The sequence below is a fragment of the Deltaproteobacteria bacterium genome (genome assembly GCA_009929795.1).
Lineage (GTDB): Bacteria > Desulfobacterota > Desulfovibrionia > Desulfovibrionales > Desulfomicrobiaceae > RZZR01.
In genome coordinates, this window is record RZZR01000057.1 from 1 (window position 1) to 16181 (window position 16181).

The window sequence follows — 16181 nt, forward strand, 5'->3', positions numbered from 1 at the left end:
TGCCGAAGAAAAAGATGGTCTGTGGATTCATCGCAAGGGCGCCACCCAGGCCGAAGCCGGCATGGCCGGGGTGATTCCCGGCAACATGCGCGACGGCAGCTTCATCGTGCGCGGCAAGGGCCATCCGGCCGCCCTCTGGTCCAGCGCTCACGGCGCCGGTCGCGCCCTCGGCCGGCAGCAGGCCCGCCTGCGGGCCCTCGCCCGCCGGCTCCGGTAGACCTCCCTGCCTGAAGAGCCCGGTTGGCCCCCGGGCGAAACCCCTCCCCCGTTTCGGCGGGGGTTACGGGGTAGCAGGAAGCCAACAAAGGAGGCACAAAAGTTATGCGTGAACCGATCTCACTCCAGCACCACGGCGGGGCCCGAACCGGGCTCTATCGGATCCGGCTGGACCAGTGGGAGATCAAGGGAACCTGTGAATGGTGCGGCCTGCGGCCGGGCCGGTTTCTCTACTTCTGGCGGGGGGATGATAACCTCCGCCCGATCAACCTCCGGCCCCGGCTGGAGCCCCAGTTCTGTTCGGCGACGTGCGCCAGGAATGCGGGGGTGATTTAGATGATGGAATGGGAAGACCTGCCCCGACTGGTGGGGCAAACCCTCGCCATGCTGGCCGTGGTCTGCATGTGGAAGCCGATCATGCGGGGGCTCCTCGCCCTAATTCTATGGTTGGAGGAGGTGCTATAGATGCCGTTCCTGTTCTCGTTCGTGGTTGGCGGGCAGGTTGAGGTTTCCCGGGGGGACCTGGAGAAGCGAGGGGCTCCAGCCGAATGCCTGCTGCGGCGGAATCTACGGGACTCCCTCTGCCGATCTTGCAGCGACGAACCCGGCTGGACTGTCACGGGATCGTTGCCGGTCCTGGGCCTGTCCTTCAACGGTCGGTCCGTGGCCACGGTCTTCCCGGAGGGGGAGGGACTGACTTTCGCTTGGGTTCCCGAAACCGTAACTGCCTTTGGCTGGGGCATGAGGACCCTGCGGAGCCATGAACAGTATCTAGCGGACGGGGTGTTTTTCTACCAGAACACCTTCGAAGGTCGGGCGGTTCGCAAGATCCTCGACAAAATGATGGAAACCGTTGTCGCCCACCCGTCATTCATCCCGGGGGTTTGGTACACGGAAACCCCGGAGGACCGCGAGAAGGTCCTGGAGATCCACGGCTGGCTTCCGGAGGTCGCCTTCTGGGGCCTCGAAGTCGAGCCCAAAGACATGCCTGCAGACAAGGAGGAGTAGACCATGCTGAAAACGTTGCAGCAGATCAAAGAGGCAAACCAGAGGGCCGGAGGGGTATGGTTCGAGCCCGAAGTTCTCTCCTGGTTCGGGTGCCGTATCTCGGAGAAGGTCTTCCCCGTGGCGAACGGAGCCCTGTTCACAACCTCGGAGAAATACCGTTCCTGGCGGCTCTCTCTGCCCCGGAAGTACTCTGTGCGGTTCTGTTCCGACGGGGGGGAGATCCGGACTGCTGGCAAGTTCCAGGCTTTCTGGACCCTGCGAGAGGCCCAGAAACAGGCCCGGTCCCTGGCCGCGACTTGGAAAGAGGAGGAATAAGAGAATGCTGAAAACGTTGCAGCAGATCAAAGATGCGAACGAGGGGGCCGGACTGAAATGGTTCTCCCCGGGCGCCATGCGTTACTTCGGATCTCGCATTTCCGGGAAGGTCTACCCTGTGGAGAACGGAGCCCTGTTTGTTACCTCGGAACAGCTTATTTCCGCCTCCTTCAGTCGGGCCCGGAAATATTCGGTTCACTTCTGTTCCGACGATGGGGAGATCCGGACTGTGGGTGAGTTCCAGGCGTACCGAACCCTGCGAGAGGCCCAGCAGCAGGCGAAAAAACTGGCCGCAACCTGGAAAGAGGAGGATGCCGATCATGCCTAGCGCGGAACAATTCAGCATGGCCTTCGAAGAGGCTCGCTTCGTCCGGGTCGAGGAAAACCTCGAGCTGATCTTTGTATGGCAAGGAAGCGACCTCGTGAACATCTACAGCCTAGATCTAGAGGCCGTTGATTGTTTCTCCTGCGGGAAAGGGCGCTTCGAGGGTTTGGATCGCCAGGAAGTCGAGATCAGGGTCGAGTCCTTCATCCGGAACATCTACAAGGAGGAGAACGAAGATGTTTGAAGAGAAGATGGTTATTCCGTTCCCCGACTGCCCACACAGGCAAACCAAAGCATGGGTGTTGCCCAGCCGACTGGGGGTCTACGCGGGGCTAGACTACGATACGGGAGCCCAGAAGAGGCATTATGCCCTCTTCGTGGACACGGAGGGCGCGGGACCTCTGGGAGCCGGGGGGAAGCTTTCCGGGCCCCGGGAAGAGGTGCTGGCCCTCGTTGCGAGGGTGGACCGACTGTTCGACTGGCGGCAGGACCGCTTTGATCTGGTCAAGACCCTGACTGCCGGAGGGTGGAAGAAACCCTGGAGGAGCGAGGACGTTCTCTCTGTGGACCAGTTCGACCTTTGGGTTCGGTGCAAGGAGCGTGAACTGGGCCTCGACTCTCCACCACGGAAAGAGGACAAGCCAAAGCGGGAAAGGGTCTTCCCGGGCGGGGCCACGGAGAAGACCTTCACCCTGCGGGATGGATCCCGTGCTACCCTTCCCGCATGGGAACACCGAGGGATCCTGTTACACCACCCGCCCAGCTTCCCTGAAGCCATGAAAGAATGGAACCTGTCCCATGCGGAGTCCGGACTCGCCTTCGGCTTCTTCCGGGGTTCCGGGGATGCGTTGAAGGGCCTCCTGGGTCGTCTGGCAGATCTGGTGGACTGCACCGGGTCGCCAAAGGAAACGGTCGCCAGCATTCAAGCGGTAGGTTGGCCCCGTCGCTTCTCCTCTTTCTGTTCCGAGGAAGGGCGGGCCTCGTCGGCCGACCTGCGGACCTGGATCAAGAGGGGGGAAGAGAAGAAGAAGGAGGCTCGTGTTGAAGTCCGCCGATAAGATTCGGCTGGAGATACTGGCCGAACGCCTCGGGCTTTCACGGGAAGAGGTGAAAGCCCGGGGGGTTCGGCTTCTCTACTCCCTTCTGGAGAGGGGCTTGCTACGGGAAACCACAGGCATCCCGATCCAGGGTGGAAGAAAGATTGTGGAGGTCGAACTTGAGATTCGCCCATGACCGACTCGCCCGGGTTTTAGAGGTGTTCCCGGAGACGGAGGAGGACCGGAAGCGGCTAGCTAAGATTGTGGGGCCGGTGCGCTACAACCGGCACAGCAAAGCCCTAATCGTTCCCGAGTTTGCGGCCTACTCGCTGGAACGTCTTCCCGAGGCGAAACCGATCCTGGATTCGTTGCAGACTGAGCCCGTCGCCGAAGACCCGTTGGCCCTTCTGGATTGTCCCTTCGTGGATCGTCTCTATCCGTTCCAGAGGAAAGCCGCCCACCGAATGATCGACCCGGGGGGGTTCGGGCTTTGGTTGGACTGCGGGACAGGGAAGAGCCCGACCATCATGGCCGCATATACGGCTCTAAAGGCGGCTGGGCGAGTCCGGGGGATGATTGTCCTAGGTCCGAACGTTGCCTCGCAAATATGGACCGGAGAGGGCTCCCTGCTGCACGAATGGACCGGCGAGAAAGGCTGGGAGATCAAGACTGGGGATCGGAGGTATCCCCCATCCGAGGGGGTGATCTTCTGCAGCCATTCGAAGACTTTCCGCAAGCCCTATCAAACCTGGGTCGAGGAGAGAATCCGATCCGGCCTTTGGATCCTGTGCATAGACGAGGCCCAAATGATCGCCGGAGAAATGTCTCGCCGGTTCGAGGTCATTCGGGTTTGGGCCCAGTTCGCCCCGTGGAGGTGGCTTGCGTCGGGTACCCCTGTCTCGAACTACCCTGATTCGTTCCGGGGGCTCTACTCCATCATGACTCGGGCGAACTTCGACCCCCATGCCTTCCAGAGATGGTTCAAGCCATCGGCTGCCGGCGGATATGTCGAGAAGCGGCTCCAGGATTTTGGGAGGATTCTACGGCGCGACTCTCTACGGGTTACAAAGTCCGAGGCTGCCCCTTGGCTCCCTCCTCGGACCAACCAAGTTCTTACCGTGGCCCTGAAAGGACGCCAGAAAGACCTGTACGCCGAGTTCGTCCAACAAGGGCGAGTCATGCTCCAGTCGGCCGAAAAGGAATGGTCCCTGAAGGCACGAGGTGCCTTCTCGGAACTCTCCAGGCTGACCGGTCTGGCGACCCACCCGGGCATGTTGGGGGATAACTGCCCGGACGCCGATATTGCCAAACTGGAAACCGTCCGGGACCTGCTGAAGACTACGGGAAACCAGAAGGTTGTGATCTGGTCCTGGCATCCCTGGGTCCTGGACTGGATCCGGGAAATGCTGGAAGTGGGGTGTGTCGTCTACCACGGCAAGATCCGGGAGCAGGAGAAAAAGGAGGCGGTGCGCCGATTCAATACCGATCCTGCCGTGAAGGTCTTCCTGGGAAACCCTTCGGCTGCCGGAACGGCCCTCTCCTTGGGGGCCGGAACCGTGGCCGTCTACTGGGATATGGGCTGGAGGTGGGTGGACTACTTCCAAGCCGGGGAGAGAATCGACAGGATCACCAGGACCATGCCGATCACGCAGTATGTCCTCCTCGGGAAGGGCACCATCGAGGAATACATGTGGGAAAAGGTGTGTCTGAAAATCGACCTCCAGGCCCTCATGTTCGGAACTACCCCGCAAGAGTTTTCAACCATGCACTGGACGCCGAAGGAGGCATGGCGGGTTCTGAACCTCTGGAAAGGTTAGTTTATCTGGCAGAAATGGCGTATTCTTTGCGGGGATCGATCCCAGGATCGGTCCTCGTTGGTTTCCAGCCCCCTCCGGGAGGTTGGACTCGGTGTTTCCGTATAAAAACCCAAATCGAATTTCTTTCCCTACGGCCGCAGGGGATTGCGGCTGAATAATTTACGCAGGTTGACATGCGGATCTTTACACACTTTTCGAAAAAGGGTGCATATGCAACCCAGAAAAAGCCCATAACCACGGGGTTTTTCTTGATAGGTGCAGATGCACGCAAACGCAGAATGATCTTGTCTTGGAGAGAAGAGAGTGTACCACTCTCTCTCCAAAAAAAGATTATCTAGCCTCCGGGTTTTATTTCTGAACACGAAACACCGACCCAAAAATCATTCTTTACTTCCGGCGAGTAAACTGCTAGGGTGGGGGCATGGATACCAACCTCGAACCAACCCCCGCCCCCCTCCGGGTGGGACGCCCCCCTCTGTATCCCGGAGGTAAAGGATGCAGAATGACCATCGTTCTTCCAGAGACCCTGGTCGGGTCTCTGGATGCCTACATGCTGACCTCCTCGGTGAAGTCCAAGTCCGTGGTGATCGAACAGGCCCTTCAGCAATATCTGGGGGGTTCCACTTCCGAGGCGGAGGTTCAACTCCGCATCCGGGCCGAGACGGCCGAAGACGGTGCTCGAGGCTGGAGGGAGCACGCCCGCCGGCTGGAGGCCAAGATCGAACGCTGGCGGTTGGAGGGTCGGGTGCCGAAGCTGGGTCGTCCTCGACTGGGGGCCCCTTCCTCGACCCCGCCCCCGGAAGAGCCCCTGGAAGACCCGCTAGGGGTCCTGGATGATCTGGAGGTCCTGTGACAGGTTACTTGACGGACAAGCCCTGGCAGGCCCGGTTTTGGGCCAAGGTGGCGGTTCTGGAGGACCCAACCGCCTGCTGGGAGTGGCAAGCCTCGTGCCGGAGGAATGGCTACGGGCAAATCTGGTACCGAGGCAAGGTTCTCCTCTCGGCGCACCGGGTCGCCTATGAGATCACCTTCGGGCCGTTGCAGCGGGGGCTCGTCTTGCGGCACCAGTGCGACAACCCCCGCTGCTGCAACCCGAATCACCTTCTCGCCGGAGATCAGGCTGCCAACATGCGGGACCGGCGGGTGCGGGCTCGGGACTCGTTGTCCCCGACCCGGAAAGGAAACATCTCGCTGTAGGCTTGACTCTACGTAGAGTCTATGGTAGGTTGCAAGCGTGGACATCAAGTGTGCGTGGCAAGACTTCCGGGCCCTGTGTGGGAGGATCGGGGTCAACCCCAACAGAACTGCTGCACTCTGTCTTATCAAGTGGACATCAGCTACCCGGGACTCGCTGCTGCTGGAGGCAGTCCTGCGGGAAACCCAAACCCGGGTAGCTTACCTGGAGGAGATAATGCCCAGACCCAAGCGTGCAAAATCTTCGAAGGCCCCGGCGGCCGCCGTTGAAGTGGCTCAGATCCCTGAAGCCGCAGACCCTCTGGCCGGCCTGGATGGTCCGGTCGCCGACCCCCTCGGGGCTTTGGAGGACGGGCCGGAGGATACCACTCCGGTTTCCGGCCTGGACGGACTGGCCGAGGGTGTGACTCAGGAGGCCATCGAGGCGGCCATTCGGGGAGTTACCGGAGGAGGAACCTCGGGCTCGGATGCCGTGGTCGCGAAGGCCATCCTGGACCTGAAAACCATGCTCGAAAAGGTGGCCTCCACCCAGGAGGTACTGAACAACCGTCTGGTGGTGCTCTCCGAGATCACTCAGAAGGGGTTCGGGGATACCGCCCAGAGGATGGAAGCCCTGACCAACCAGTTCGTGCAGTCCATCTCCGCCGTACAGGCGGGAATTGGTGAGATCATGGACTTCCTGAACGAGGAGGGGGAAGAAGAGCCGGCCGCCCCGGCCCCCGTTGCTACCCCCGTTCCGACCAAGACCGCCCCGACGAAGGCGGCAAGCAATCCGATCCTGGACTGTTGCCTGGAGGCCCTGGTGCCCCGCAAGAAAGCGGCGTACGCGGCGGCTCCTGCCGTGTGGGAGGCCCTCTCCCAGGTCTGTGGGAAGGCAGGCATCCAGGCCACGTCGGAAGACGTTGAGGCGGCTTTCAATGCTGCCGGTCGGGTGAAGGATGGGAAGGTTCTCGTCATTCTCTGACCGACCCCGCGCCTCCACATGCTTCGGTGTGTGGGGGCGCACCTTCCCCTGGAGAGGTGCGAAATGGATTCCATCCCAGAAGTATGGGCCCAGGAAACAGCCCCGGTCCCGGAAGTGAACCAACCTCCGTCCCCGGAGTGTGTGCGGTGCGGGCTTTACGCCACCTGCAAGAGTCCGGCCATTTCTGTCCTGGAGGATTCCCGACTTCAGATCGGCGGGAAGTCGGTCAAGTCGTTTCCTCTCGTCATGGTGGTGGGGCCCGGAGTCAGCAAGGAGGAGGACGCCGGAGGGGGTTCCCTGGCGGGGGGCTTCATTTCAGAGATGTTGCTGGACTACCTCAACATCTTGGAGGCCCGCTGGGTTTACGTGCCCCTGGTGCGGTGCTTCTCGGAGAAGAAGCCGGGAGTGCGGCATGTGGACCTCTGCTCCTCTGCCTTCCTGTCCCGGGAGATCGAGGGGCGGGATCCCGCCATGATCGTGACTCTGGGGAAGGAAGCCCTGGAGAGGCTGTGGCCAGAGGACATGGGGAAGGCGCCGAGCATCTTCAAGGCCAGGACGATGCCTACCCAGTTGGCCTCGGGGAGGTGGTTGTTGGCGGCCTACGACCCCAACAGCCATCGACACTACCTGGAGTCGGACGGCAAGCGGGGTCAGGATTTGTCCACGGAATACCCGCAAACGTTTTCCCTAGTGGACCAGATCCTCTCCGGGAGCTACTCCCCGGAGCGACTGACCTGGGATCGCATTCAGACCCAGGATGAACTCGAAGAGTTGCTGAAGGAGTGGAGGAACCATTCAGTTCAGCAGGTGTGCATCGACATGGAGGACGACACCTTCTGCGGGCACAGCCAGGGATGGCGCCCGTACAAGGACCCCCATCCCGGCCTGCCGGGGAAGTACACCCGCTGGCATCCGGACAACCGCCTCCTGGACTTCGGAGCGTGTGCCTTGCTGGGGCACACCGAGGCGGGCAAGCCGATCCTGAAGAACTACGCAATCAACGTTGCCCTGCTGCAAGGTCGGCCCGGACAGCCGAACCAGAACGTGACACGCCTCCTTCAGGGGAAGACCCTGATCGGGTGGAACATCAAGGTTGAGGTCCAGGATCTCTGGCTCTTCACCGGCTATGACATGATCGACCCCGCGAACGGGAACACCCTGGAAGACGGGATGATCATGCGGGCGTTGCGGGATCAGAGCCTGATCCACAATGGCCTGAAGCCTACGGCTCAGGAACTCTATTCCTGCCCCGACTGGTCCCACAAAATCTGGCAGGAACTCCACGAGGCGAAGAACCACCATGGTACGTCCTCGATGGGGGACTGCAATCCCCTTACCCGGGAGGAGTACAACATCGGGGACGTGTACTGGAACATGAGGCTGTTCCTGGAGAAGTTACCTGATACCGATTATTCCCGGATGGCCTATCGGGAATTGATCGATGGGCTTCCCTTCGTGGTGGAGATGGAGCGGGTAGGACTTCCGTTCCGGGTGGACATTGCGGAAGCAGTGCTGTCCGTCTACGAAGGGAAGATCGAGGAGCATGAGAAGGAGTTCCGAGCCCTACCCGAGTTCTTGGATGCCTGCACCGAAGCGGACCTGGATCCGGAAGACTGGACCCCGAAGAAGAAGAAGTGGTGGGAGGCGTTCTTGGGGATCTTCGGGTTGACGACCCAGGTCGGAACAACTGCTACCGGGAAGCTCTCCCAGGACGCGGATACGGTTCGGCATCTCGCCGGGGAGGGGGATGAAACCGGAGTCGGGGTGGTTCCCTGGAACCAGAAGACTCGGGCCGAAAAGGTGTTCACGATCCTGCACCGTCTGACCAAGTACCGTGACGACGTAAACAAATATCGGTACTATCTGGATTACGTTATTCCCGCTTATCCCGGAGCGGACATTCGGACGCAGGGGAGGATCCATCCGGACTACTTCATCATCAAAGCCGAGACCGAGAACCTGGGAAACAACACGAACACCCAGGAAACCGGGGGGGCCATGTCCGGACGTTTCTCCCGGACCCCGCCGCAGAATGCCAACAACAATCCGATCTTCTTGTCCCCGTATGTTGAAGAGTCGGGCTGGGGGATTCTGGAAGTGGACTATTCACAGGCCGAGATGGTCTGGATCGCCGAGAACTGCAAGGATGCGCTGCTGTCCAAATGGGTCGAGGAGGGGGCCAACCTCCACCTTCGGAAGGGGGCCATGCTGTTCTCCTACCAAACGGGCCGACCGGAGGAAGAGTTCTGGGTCTGGAGGTCGGAAGCCGACTGCAAGACGATGGACGAGGTTCATCCGGAGCAGAAGCCGTGGCGGCGGGCGGGGAAGACGGACAACTTCGCCTTCGCGTTCCTCCAGGAGCCGGAAACCATCGCTCGGACCCTGGGAATCACCGTGGAGGAGGCGTACGAAATCGGAAAGGCCTCGGACGCCCTGCACCCCAACATCAGGGCCAAGAAGATCGAGGTCTACGAAGCCCTGAATCGAGGTGAGATGGTGTACACCCACCTCTATTTGCGCCCTCGGTCGTGTCCCATGTGGGTGCCGTCGTCAATGTCCGGCGAGGTGTTCTTCTCCTGGGATCCGTCCGTGAGGAACAAGCGGAATTCCCTCAACGTGAAGCTGTTCAAGAGCATCTGGAACACCGTGGTAGCCCAGGCCGACTCCTCGGATTGCACCTTCCACATGGGGAAGAGGACTTGGCGTCGGATCCTCCAAGACGGAATTCTGGACCCCAATCTGTGTCGGCCGATGGAGTTCGTGCACGACGCCGTGAAGTGGAAGGTCCGGGAGGACTATGTTTCCACTGCGGCCCCGGTGCTCGTCCGCGAGATGGAGGCCCTGTCGGGGAACCTCCCGATCCCGTTCTCGCTGCCCTTGAGGGCCAAAGCCGAGTTCGGGCCAAGCATGGGTAGAAAGGAGAAGATCCACCTGTGAAGTGCTCGACGAAGCTGATCAACGGACGCCCATGCCCCCGGGAAGCCACGGAAGGGAAGGAGCTTTGCTCCTTCCACGACAGGAAGGGGAAACTCACCTACATAGCCTGGGAGGGGGACTTCCGCCCCCTGCTGCGGGGCCTGGACATCTACCTCCGGGACATCGTTGCCAACCTGCGGAGGATCCGGAGCGAGAGGAACATCAACAAGTACTCCGGGGGTGCGGAGTTCCCGAATGCCCTGGTGGCCTCGGAGACGCTGTTGGAGCGCCTCCAGGAGGTGCAGGACAGCATCGACCTGTGGAGGGAGACCCTCTGATGGCGAAGATCCTGGTTCCGGTGTCTGTTACTCAGGCGATTTACAACGCGGACATGGGCGAATGGAACGGAACCCTTCTGATCGGGATCCGGGCGGGAACCCCTGATTCGGGGTCGCCCTGGAGGAAAGACCCCTGGGATGAACTACGGGAGGTTGTGGGAATCCTGGCCACATGCAATCCCGCCTATGTCAAAGCGGAGGAGGACATGACCCGATGGGAGAGTTTGCTCGGGAATTCCGGGAGGGGAAAACATGGTGCACAGTCCACGGGTGCCCCTTGATCTGGGTGGAGGGAAAGAAGGGGAGGTGGGTGTTCACCTGTCCTGACTGTCACGCCGGCAAGCCGGGTGCAAGGGAAGGACCCCTGATCCGCTACAGCCAGACCTTCTGGCGGGACCGCCCGCTGACCGATAAAGAAAAAGCCTGCCCCCCAAAGAAAAGGAGTTGAAGAAGATGCAGACATTCGAAGAGGTTTCAGCCCTGGTTACGGAGGGCTTCGATCCGGAGACTGATTGTGGAGTGGTGCTGATCGCCCCCAAGGAACCGGGGATGAACGGGGAGTTCAAGGTTCTGCCGTTCGGAGGTTTTGGCTCCCGGGTGGACCACGCCATGATCGTGCTGCAGGTGGCCTTGACTCAGCCGATTGTGCAGAAGATCGCCCGGGGTATCGAGCAGGCCCAGGCGGCCTACGAAGTCATGCAGCAGAGCAAGCGGTCTCCAATCCATGTCGTGGAGGGGATCGAGGTCCCTCGTGTCTAAGAGATTCCTTTCGACCCCGGAGGAGGTGCGAACATCGTGGTTCCACGCCGAGTTCCACATGCAGGAGGGAGTGATCCGGTTCCGGGGGTTGCGACCTGGGTCGAAGGGGTTCCACCTGATCCCGGGGCCGGTGAAGTTCACCCTGGACCTGCAAAAGCTGCGAGAGTTCCCAAGGTTCTGGGCCCTCCTGCAGATCATCGTAAACCGCTGGACCCCTATACCAGGAGATGTCTCCAAGCCATCTTAGAGATGAACCTGGAGGTCGTGGCCCAGGTTGCCGGACTGGAACCTCCTAGGGTCAAAGCTACCCGGGAAGAGCGCAGACGAATCAGTCGGTTCTTCCTGGCCGCCCTGCGAATCAGCCAGTTGAGGGATGCAAGATCATGACGGATCTGGGGTCGGTGAAGAAGATCATCGGACTGTGGGAGATTCGGTCCTACGAGACCGAGAACATCCTGCTCCATGCCGACCGCATCCCCGGGGAACTGGCCTGGATCGGGGAGAGGGTGGCCTACCTGACCAAGTTGGTCGAGGACCTGGACAACGCAGTAGAGGCCGCAGAGTCCAGGTCCTTCCTCCGGGCCAAGGGAGTTACCCTGACCCGGGTCAAGACGCTGAAGGGGGGCCGGAGGGAGGAGACATTCTCGGCCTCGGATGAAGTGGCCAAGCACATCATGCGAACGGACCCTACCGTGATCGAGTTGAAGGATACCCGATCCCGCGTTCGTGAGTTGTTGGGGCGGATGCGAGGGTACTCGACCGCCCTGGACAAGAAGTCGGTACTGGTCTCGGGGATGGTTGGGATTGCCCGGGACGAACTCAGGCACAGCCAAAAAGGAGGCTACTGATGGCTTACAACGCTGCATTGATCGCAGCCCAGAGGGCGCGTAAAGACTCCGCCGCCAAGAAGGCGTTCCGGAGTGGGGGATTCACGAACCTGCCGTTCGTGCAGACCAGCGAGTTCCAGGACGGGGACTTCCAGGTCCGCCTGTGGCCGGAGCACCCCCAGAAGATCCCCGCCGGGTATCTGCGCTACCGCTCCCACAAGTACGAAATCCAGTCCGAGAACGACGTGCGCGTTGTGCAGTGCCCCCGGTCTACGAACTGGGATCCCCTTCCTCTCCGCTGGGAGGACTCGGAGGGGAACGAGGTTCCGATGGAGAGGGTGGACCCGGAAGAGCACTGGCCGGTCTTCAAAGAGCGGTGCTACGCCTGCGAGTTGACGGACCTGATCGCTCGGGAGGGGCGGGAGAATGATTTCTCCGAGGCCGTCTCCAAGCGGGTGCTGCCGAACCTGTACGGCACCGACCTGGACCACTTCTTCTACCCCTGCACCATCAAGATGGAGGTTGCTTCCCGGAGGAAAGAAGTCTCCCGGTTGGGCAAGGAGTATGAAGTCGTAGACTACAGACCATCCCAGACCAACCTGTTCAAGTGCATCCTGAAGTTGCGCCCGGGAACGGTGCAGGACTTCATCGAGAATGCAAGCCAGCAGGTTCCCGACCTGAACAACCTCCAGGCCGGAAGGTGGTTCACCATCCGCAAGGTGAACGGGGGAAGGGGGGTCGGAGGATACCAGCCGATGCTGGCCCCCTATCCGTCGGCTGCCGGGTTCGAGTTGGCGGACAACGACTACCAGAACTTCTGGACGTGGGGCACCGGAGGCAAGACCGGAGCCACGAAGCGGGCAACCTACTCGGAAATGGAAGCCCTGGCCGGGGATCCTTCGAGGAACTTGCCGGCGGTGTTCTGGTGGGCTAAGGAACTGCGGGAAATGGGTGTTCCTCTGACCGATGCCGAGGCCGAGGCTCGGGAAATCAGTGGAGTTCCCTTCTGACCTGTGGGGACGCCCTCTCGCCGGAAAGGCGGCGAAGGCTTGGGGGCGTCCCCGGGAGGAACCCTTCCCGATCTTGCCCCGTCGCTACTCCCAAACCCCAGACACCTGTCTACACCTGTGCCTGGATGATCATCCCTCCGAGGGAGTTACCGTTTGCGCCGAGTGTGGGGAGCGGTTCCCTATCAACCCGGACGATCCCAGAAATGAAGAGGTGTGCGGGCAATGGCCTTGGGACGAGTAGGGGAATACCAGATCATCTACGCGGATCCCCCTTGGTTTTACCGAGACCGGAAGTGTGGTTCTTCCAAGTTTGGACTCGGGTCCGTGGGCACGTATGGGTGCCTGGAAACCGAAAGAATCTGCAAGATTCCTGTGGGGGATTGGGTGGCTTCGAACTCGGTGCTGCTGCTGTGGACTACTTGGCCCCACCTGCTCTCCGCCCGGGAAGTGATTGATGCTTGGGGCTTCACCTATGTAACCCTCGGGTTCCTGTGGGTAAAGACCAACAAGAACTCAGGTACCCCGTTCTTCGGGCCGGGGTTCTACTCGAAGTCCAACTCCGAGCCGTGCCTGCTGGCCAAGAGGGGGAGCGGGGTTCGTCCGGTCACGAACAGCATCTCGCAGATTGTGGAGGTCCCCGGAGAGATGGTTGTGGCTCCGGCCCGGGTCGGCAAGCACAGCGAGAAGCCAGCGGCAGTGCGGAACCGCATCGTTGAACTGTTTGGGGACGTTCCCCGCCTGGAGATGTTCGCCCGGGAGAGGGCTTCAGGGTGGGACGCATGGGGGAACGAGATCGATCCTCTGGACGCTTTGGATGTGCCCGATGTTTGAGATCCGGGTTGGCGACTGCTTACAGATTCTGAAGGAGATGCCGAGTGATTCGGTCCACTGCTGCGTTACGTCTCCCCCGTATTGGGGCCTGCGAGACTACGGCGTCGATGGGCAGATTGGCCAGGAGGCCAGCCTGCAGGAGTATCTCGCGATCCTGGTGGATGTGTTCCGGGAGGTGCGCCGGGTGTTGCGCCCGGATGGGACCTGCTGGGTCAACCTCGGCGACTCCTACAGCAACAAGCAACTGCTGATGATGCCGTCCCGCATCGCTTTGGCCCTGCAAGCCGATGGCTGGTGGCTTCGATCCGAAATCATCTGGGCCAAGCCCAACCCGATGCCTGAGAGCATCACAGACCGGCCGACCTGTGCACACGAGAAGGTCTTCCTGCTGGCCAAGTCGGCGAGGTATGCCTACGACGCCGACGCGGTGCGGGAGCCCCTGGAGACGGCGGAGAAGCGAACCACGCGAATCGTCTATGATGGGAAGAGTGAAAAGACCAGCACGTTCATCCCTCCTAATCCGAATGGGCGCAACAAGCGCAACGTCTGGACCCTGCCTTCCCAACCATTCCCCGAAGCCCACTTCGCTACCTACCCTGAGAAACTGGTCGAGCCCTGTATCCGGGCCGGGAGCAGTGAGAAGGGGTGCTGCCCGGCTTGTGGATCCCCGTGGAAGCGGGTGGTAGAGGTGGACCGCAAGCCGGACACCTACTACGTCACAGGCAAGAGCGCCGCGAAGAGGGGCATGGGCCTGAATACAGCATTGAGCGGATATGGCCCAGGAGGTCCACCATCTCGCCAGACCACCGGCTGGCGCCCCACCTGCTCCTGCCCGCCCGCCGACCCGCGCCCCTGCACGGTCCTGGATCCGTTCTGTGGTTCAGGGACCACCGGGTTGGTAGCCCTCCGGGAGGGAAGGAGGTTTGTGGGGATCGAGTTGAACCCAGAATACTCCCTGATCGCGCATCGAAGGATCATAAAAGGATTGGTCAAGGCAAAATTAGACCCGTTGGACTACATCTAGGGAGGTGCGGAATGGAACTGACTTGTGAGTGCTGCGGGAAGGAGATCCTCCCGGGGGAGAAGGTCCACCCCTGTCGCTTCGGAACCGATGTTGTCTACTGCGACGATTGCTGGGAGACCCGATAATGCAGATAGCTTCAGACATAATGAATGCGCTGAAGAAGAGGATGCCGAAGCACTCCTTCGGGGTCCCGAAGGAGGAGGAGACTTGGTTCCTTACAACCGGGTCCCGGCTGCTGGACCTGAGCATCCGGGATGGAAAGTCCCCTTCCGGTCTGCCGGGGGGAAGGCTGGTGGAGTTCTATGGGCTGCCTTCCAGCGGAAAAACCGCCTTGGCTCTCAGGGTGTGCCGGGAGGCACAGAAGCAGGGGGGCATGGTTGTCTGGCTGGACGCGGAGAGAGGCTTCGAGCCAGACCTCGCCCGGCTGATTGGTGTGGACCTGGGCCAGGAAGCGTTCCTCTACACCGAGCCCTATGGTCTGGAGCACGTGCTGGGGGCCATCGAGGAGATCGCGGAAAACTACCACGAGTCTCCCGCCCCTATCGTGGTGGTGGTGGATTCCGTCTCGGGGTTGAACCCGATGGCTTACATGATGGATGACTCCACAGTGAAGGACACCCCGCCGGCAGCGGCCACGGCCAAGGAACTGCATCGATGGTTCCGGAGAGGGGCGTTCTGGTACGCCTCGGGGAGCAAGATCGTCCTGATCTTCATCTCCCACCTTACAGCGGATCCTCGCCCCTATGGCGGGGACAAGACCCCCCACGGTTCCAGCATCTCCTTCTACGCCCGCTTGCGTCTTCGCATGTCGGCAACAGACCTGAAGGACCCGGAGGGAGGAAAGAGGCTGGGGCAATGGTTGACGGCCAGGATCGTGAAGAACAAGATGGGCTCCAAGTACGCCGAGACCGAGATGCCCTTCTACTTCCACACGGGGTTCTCTCCGGCCGTGGAGAATATCTGCTACCTGCTGCAGCAGAAGGTCCTGGAGAAGACCGGGAACGGCAGGATTCGCTTCGGGGACAAGTCCTACTTGATCGGGCAGTTTCGGGACCTGTATCTGCAGGATAATCACATCCGAGAAACCGTGGACCAAATGGTTCTGGACCAGTTCCGCTCGGATCTCGAAGGCAGGAGAAAGTGAATGTCCTGGATTTGTGTGCCGGATACGGGGGGTTCTCTCTTGCCCTCAAACTCCTCGGAGATTCCTTCCGAACTGTCTGTTACGTTGAGCGGGAAACGTACTGTCAGGCCCTCCTCATGGCTCGGATGGAAGAAAAGACCCTGGATCCAGCGCCTATATGGGACGATGTTACAACCTTCGACGGCCGAGATTGGTGTGGCGTGGTGGATCTTGTCACTGCGGGCTACCCGTGCCAACCCTTCTCTTTCGCCGGAAACCGAAAGGGGGTTGAAGATCGCCGTCACCTGTGGCCCCACATCCGAAGAATCATCTCTGAGGTGCAACCCCCCCCCCTGGTCTTCTGCGAGAACGTCGAGGGCCATCTCTCCCTCGGTTTCGAGCAGGTACACCGGGAACTTCAAGACATGGGTTATGGGGTTGAGGCGGGACTATTCTCAGCGGAAGAAGTTGGGGCCC

The 16181-nt window shown here is 60.7% G+C and carries 21 protein-coding genes; all 21 read left to right on the plus strand.

Features of this window, described 5'->3' with window-relative positions:
* Window positions 1–217: hypothetical protein (locus EOM25_07855; protein ID NCC25100.1), on the plus strand; the 217-nt coding region annotated here is incomplete at its 5' end.
* Between the two features lie 104 nt (window positions 218–321).
* A complete protein-coding gene (locus tag EOM25_07860) occupies window positions 322–552 on the plus strand; it encodes a hypothetical protein (protein NCC25101.1) in 231 nt (76 codons plus the stop codon).
* A 129-nt stretch (window positions 553–681) separates the two neighbouring features.
* On the plus strand, window positions 682–1224 hold the full coding sequence (locus EOM25_07865) for a hypothetical protein (protein NCC25102.1): 543 nt from the start codon (window positions 682–684) through the stop codon (window positions 1222–1224).
* A 3-nt stretch (window positions 1225–1227) separates the two neighbouring features.
* Entirely contained in the window at window positions 1228–1539 is a 312-nt protein-coding gene (locus tag EOM25_07870; GenBank protein NCC25103.1) for a hypothetical protein, read from the plus strand.
* A gap of 4 nt (window positions 1540–1543) precedes the next feature.
* Complete coding sequence (locus EOM25_07875; GenBank protein NCC25104.1) at window positions 1544–1867, plus strand: hypothetical protein; 324 nt, start codon at window positions 1544–1546, stop codon at window positions 1865–1867.
* Entirely contained in the window at window positions 1860–2108 is a 249-nt protein-coding gene (locus tag EOM25_07880) for a hypothetical protein (protein ID NCC25105.1), read from the plus strand. Before EOM25_07875 ends, EOM25_07880 begins: the two co-directional genes overlap by 8 nt.
* Window positions 2101–2922 carry a hypothetical protein gene (locus EOM25_07885; protein NCC25106.1) on the plus strand — a complete coding sequence of 274 codons (822 nt, stop codon included), beginning with the start codon at window positions 2101–2103 and terminating at the stop codon, window positions 2920–2922. The genes EOM25_07880 and EOM25_07885 overlap by 8 nt, the downstream gene beginning before the upstream one ends.
* The gene (locus EOM25_07890) at window positions 2906–3097 is read left to right on the plus strand and encodes a hypothetical protein (protein NCC25107.1); all 192 of its coding nucleotides are present in this window, start codon (window positions 2906–2908) and stop codon (window positions 3095–3097) included. The genes EOM25_07885 and EOM25_07890 overlap by 17 nt, the downstream gene beginning before the upstream one ends.
* Window positions 3081–4718 carry a DEAD/DEAH box helicase gene (locus EOM25_07895; protein ID NCC25108.1) on the plus strand — a complete coding sequence of 546 codons (1638 nt, stop codon included), beginning with the start codon at window positions 3081–3083 and terminating at the stop codon, window positions 4716–4718. The genes EOM25_07890 and EOM25_07895 overlap by 17 nt, the downstream gene beginning before the upstream one ends.
* Window positions 4719–5220: 502 nt before the next feature.
* Complete coding sequence (locus EOM25_07900) at window positions 5221–5571, plus strand: hypothetical protein (protein NCC25109.1); 351 nt, start codon at window positions 5221–5223, stop codon at window positions 5569–5571.
* Window positions 5568–5915 carry an HNH endonuclease gene (locus EOM25_07905; GenBank protein NCC25110.1) on the plus strand — a complete coding sequence of 116 codons (348 nt, stop codon included), beginning with the start codon at window positions 5568–5570 and terminating at the stop codon, window positions 5913–5915. The genes EOM25_07900 and EOM25_07905 overlap by 4 nt, the downstream gene beginning before the upstream one ends.
* A gap of 37 nt (window positions 5916–5952) precedes the next feature.
* Window positions 5953–6876 (plus strand): hypothetical protein, encoded by a 924-nt coding sequence (locus EOM25_07910; GenBank protein ID NCC25111.1) that lies wholly within the window; start codon window positions 5953–5955, stop codon window positions 6874–6876.
* Between the two features lie 18 nt (window positions 6877–6894).
* Window positions 6895–9813 (plus strand): hypothetical protein, encoded by a 2919-nt coding sequence (locus EOM25_07915; protein NCC25112.1) that lies wholly within the window; start codon window positions 6895–6897, stop codon window positions 9811–9813.
* On the plus strand, window positions 9810–10130 hold the full coding sequence (locus tag EOM25_07920) for a hypothetical protein (protein NCC25113.1): 321 nt from the start codon (window positions 9810–9812) through the stop codon (window positions 10128–10130). The genes EOM25_07915 and EOM25_07920 overlap by 4 nt, the downstream gene beginning before the upstream one ends.
* A 453-nt stretch (window positions 10131–10583) precedes the next feature.
* A complete protein-coding gene (locus EOM25_07925) occupies window positions 10584–10889 on the plus strand; it encodes a hypothetical protein (GenBank protein NCC25114.1) in 306 nt (101 codons plus the stop codon).
* Window positions 10890–11272: 383 nt separating this feature from the next.
* Window positions 11273–11737, plus strand: a complete 465-nt coding sequence (locus tag EOM25_07930) for a hypothetical protein (GenBank protein ID NCC25115.1) — start codon at window positions 11273–11275, stop codon at window positions 11735–11737.
* Window positions 11737–12726 (plus strand): hypothetical protein, encoded by a 990-nt coding sequence (locus EOM25_07935; protein ID NCC25116.1) that lies wholly within the window; start codon window positions 11737–11739, stop codon window positions 12724–12726. Before EOM25_07930 ends, EOM25_07935 begins: the two co-directional genes overlap by 1 nt.
* Before the next feature lie 222 nt (window positions 12727–12948).
* Window positions 12949–13557 (plus strand): DNA methyltransferase, encoded by a 609-nt coding sequence (locus tag EOM25_07940; GenBank protein ID NCC25117.1) that lies wholly within the window; start codon window positions 12949–12951, stop codon window positions 13555–13557.
* A complete protein-coding gene (locus tag EOM25_07945; GenBank protein ID NCC25118.1) occupies window positions 13541–14581 on the plus strand; it encodes a site-specific DNA-methyltransferase in 1041 nt (346 codons plus the stop codon). Before EOM25_07940 ends, EOM25_07945 begins: the two co-directional genes overlap by 17 nt.
* Before the next feature lie 124 nt (window positions 14582–14705).
* Window positions 14706–15725 (plus strand): hypothetical protein, encoded by a 1020-nt coding sequence (locus EOM25_07950; GenBank protein ID NCC25119.1) that lies wholly within the window; start codon window positions 14706–14708, stop codon window positions 15723–15725.
* Window positions 15722–16181, plus strand: a 460-nt coding sequence (locus EOM25_07955; GenBank protein ID NCC25120.1) for a DNA cytosine methyltransferase, incomplete at its 3' end; no start/stop codon positions are given. The genes EOM25_07950 and EOM25_07955, both read left to right, overlap by 4 nt.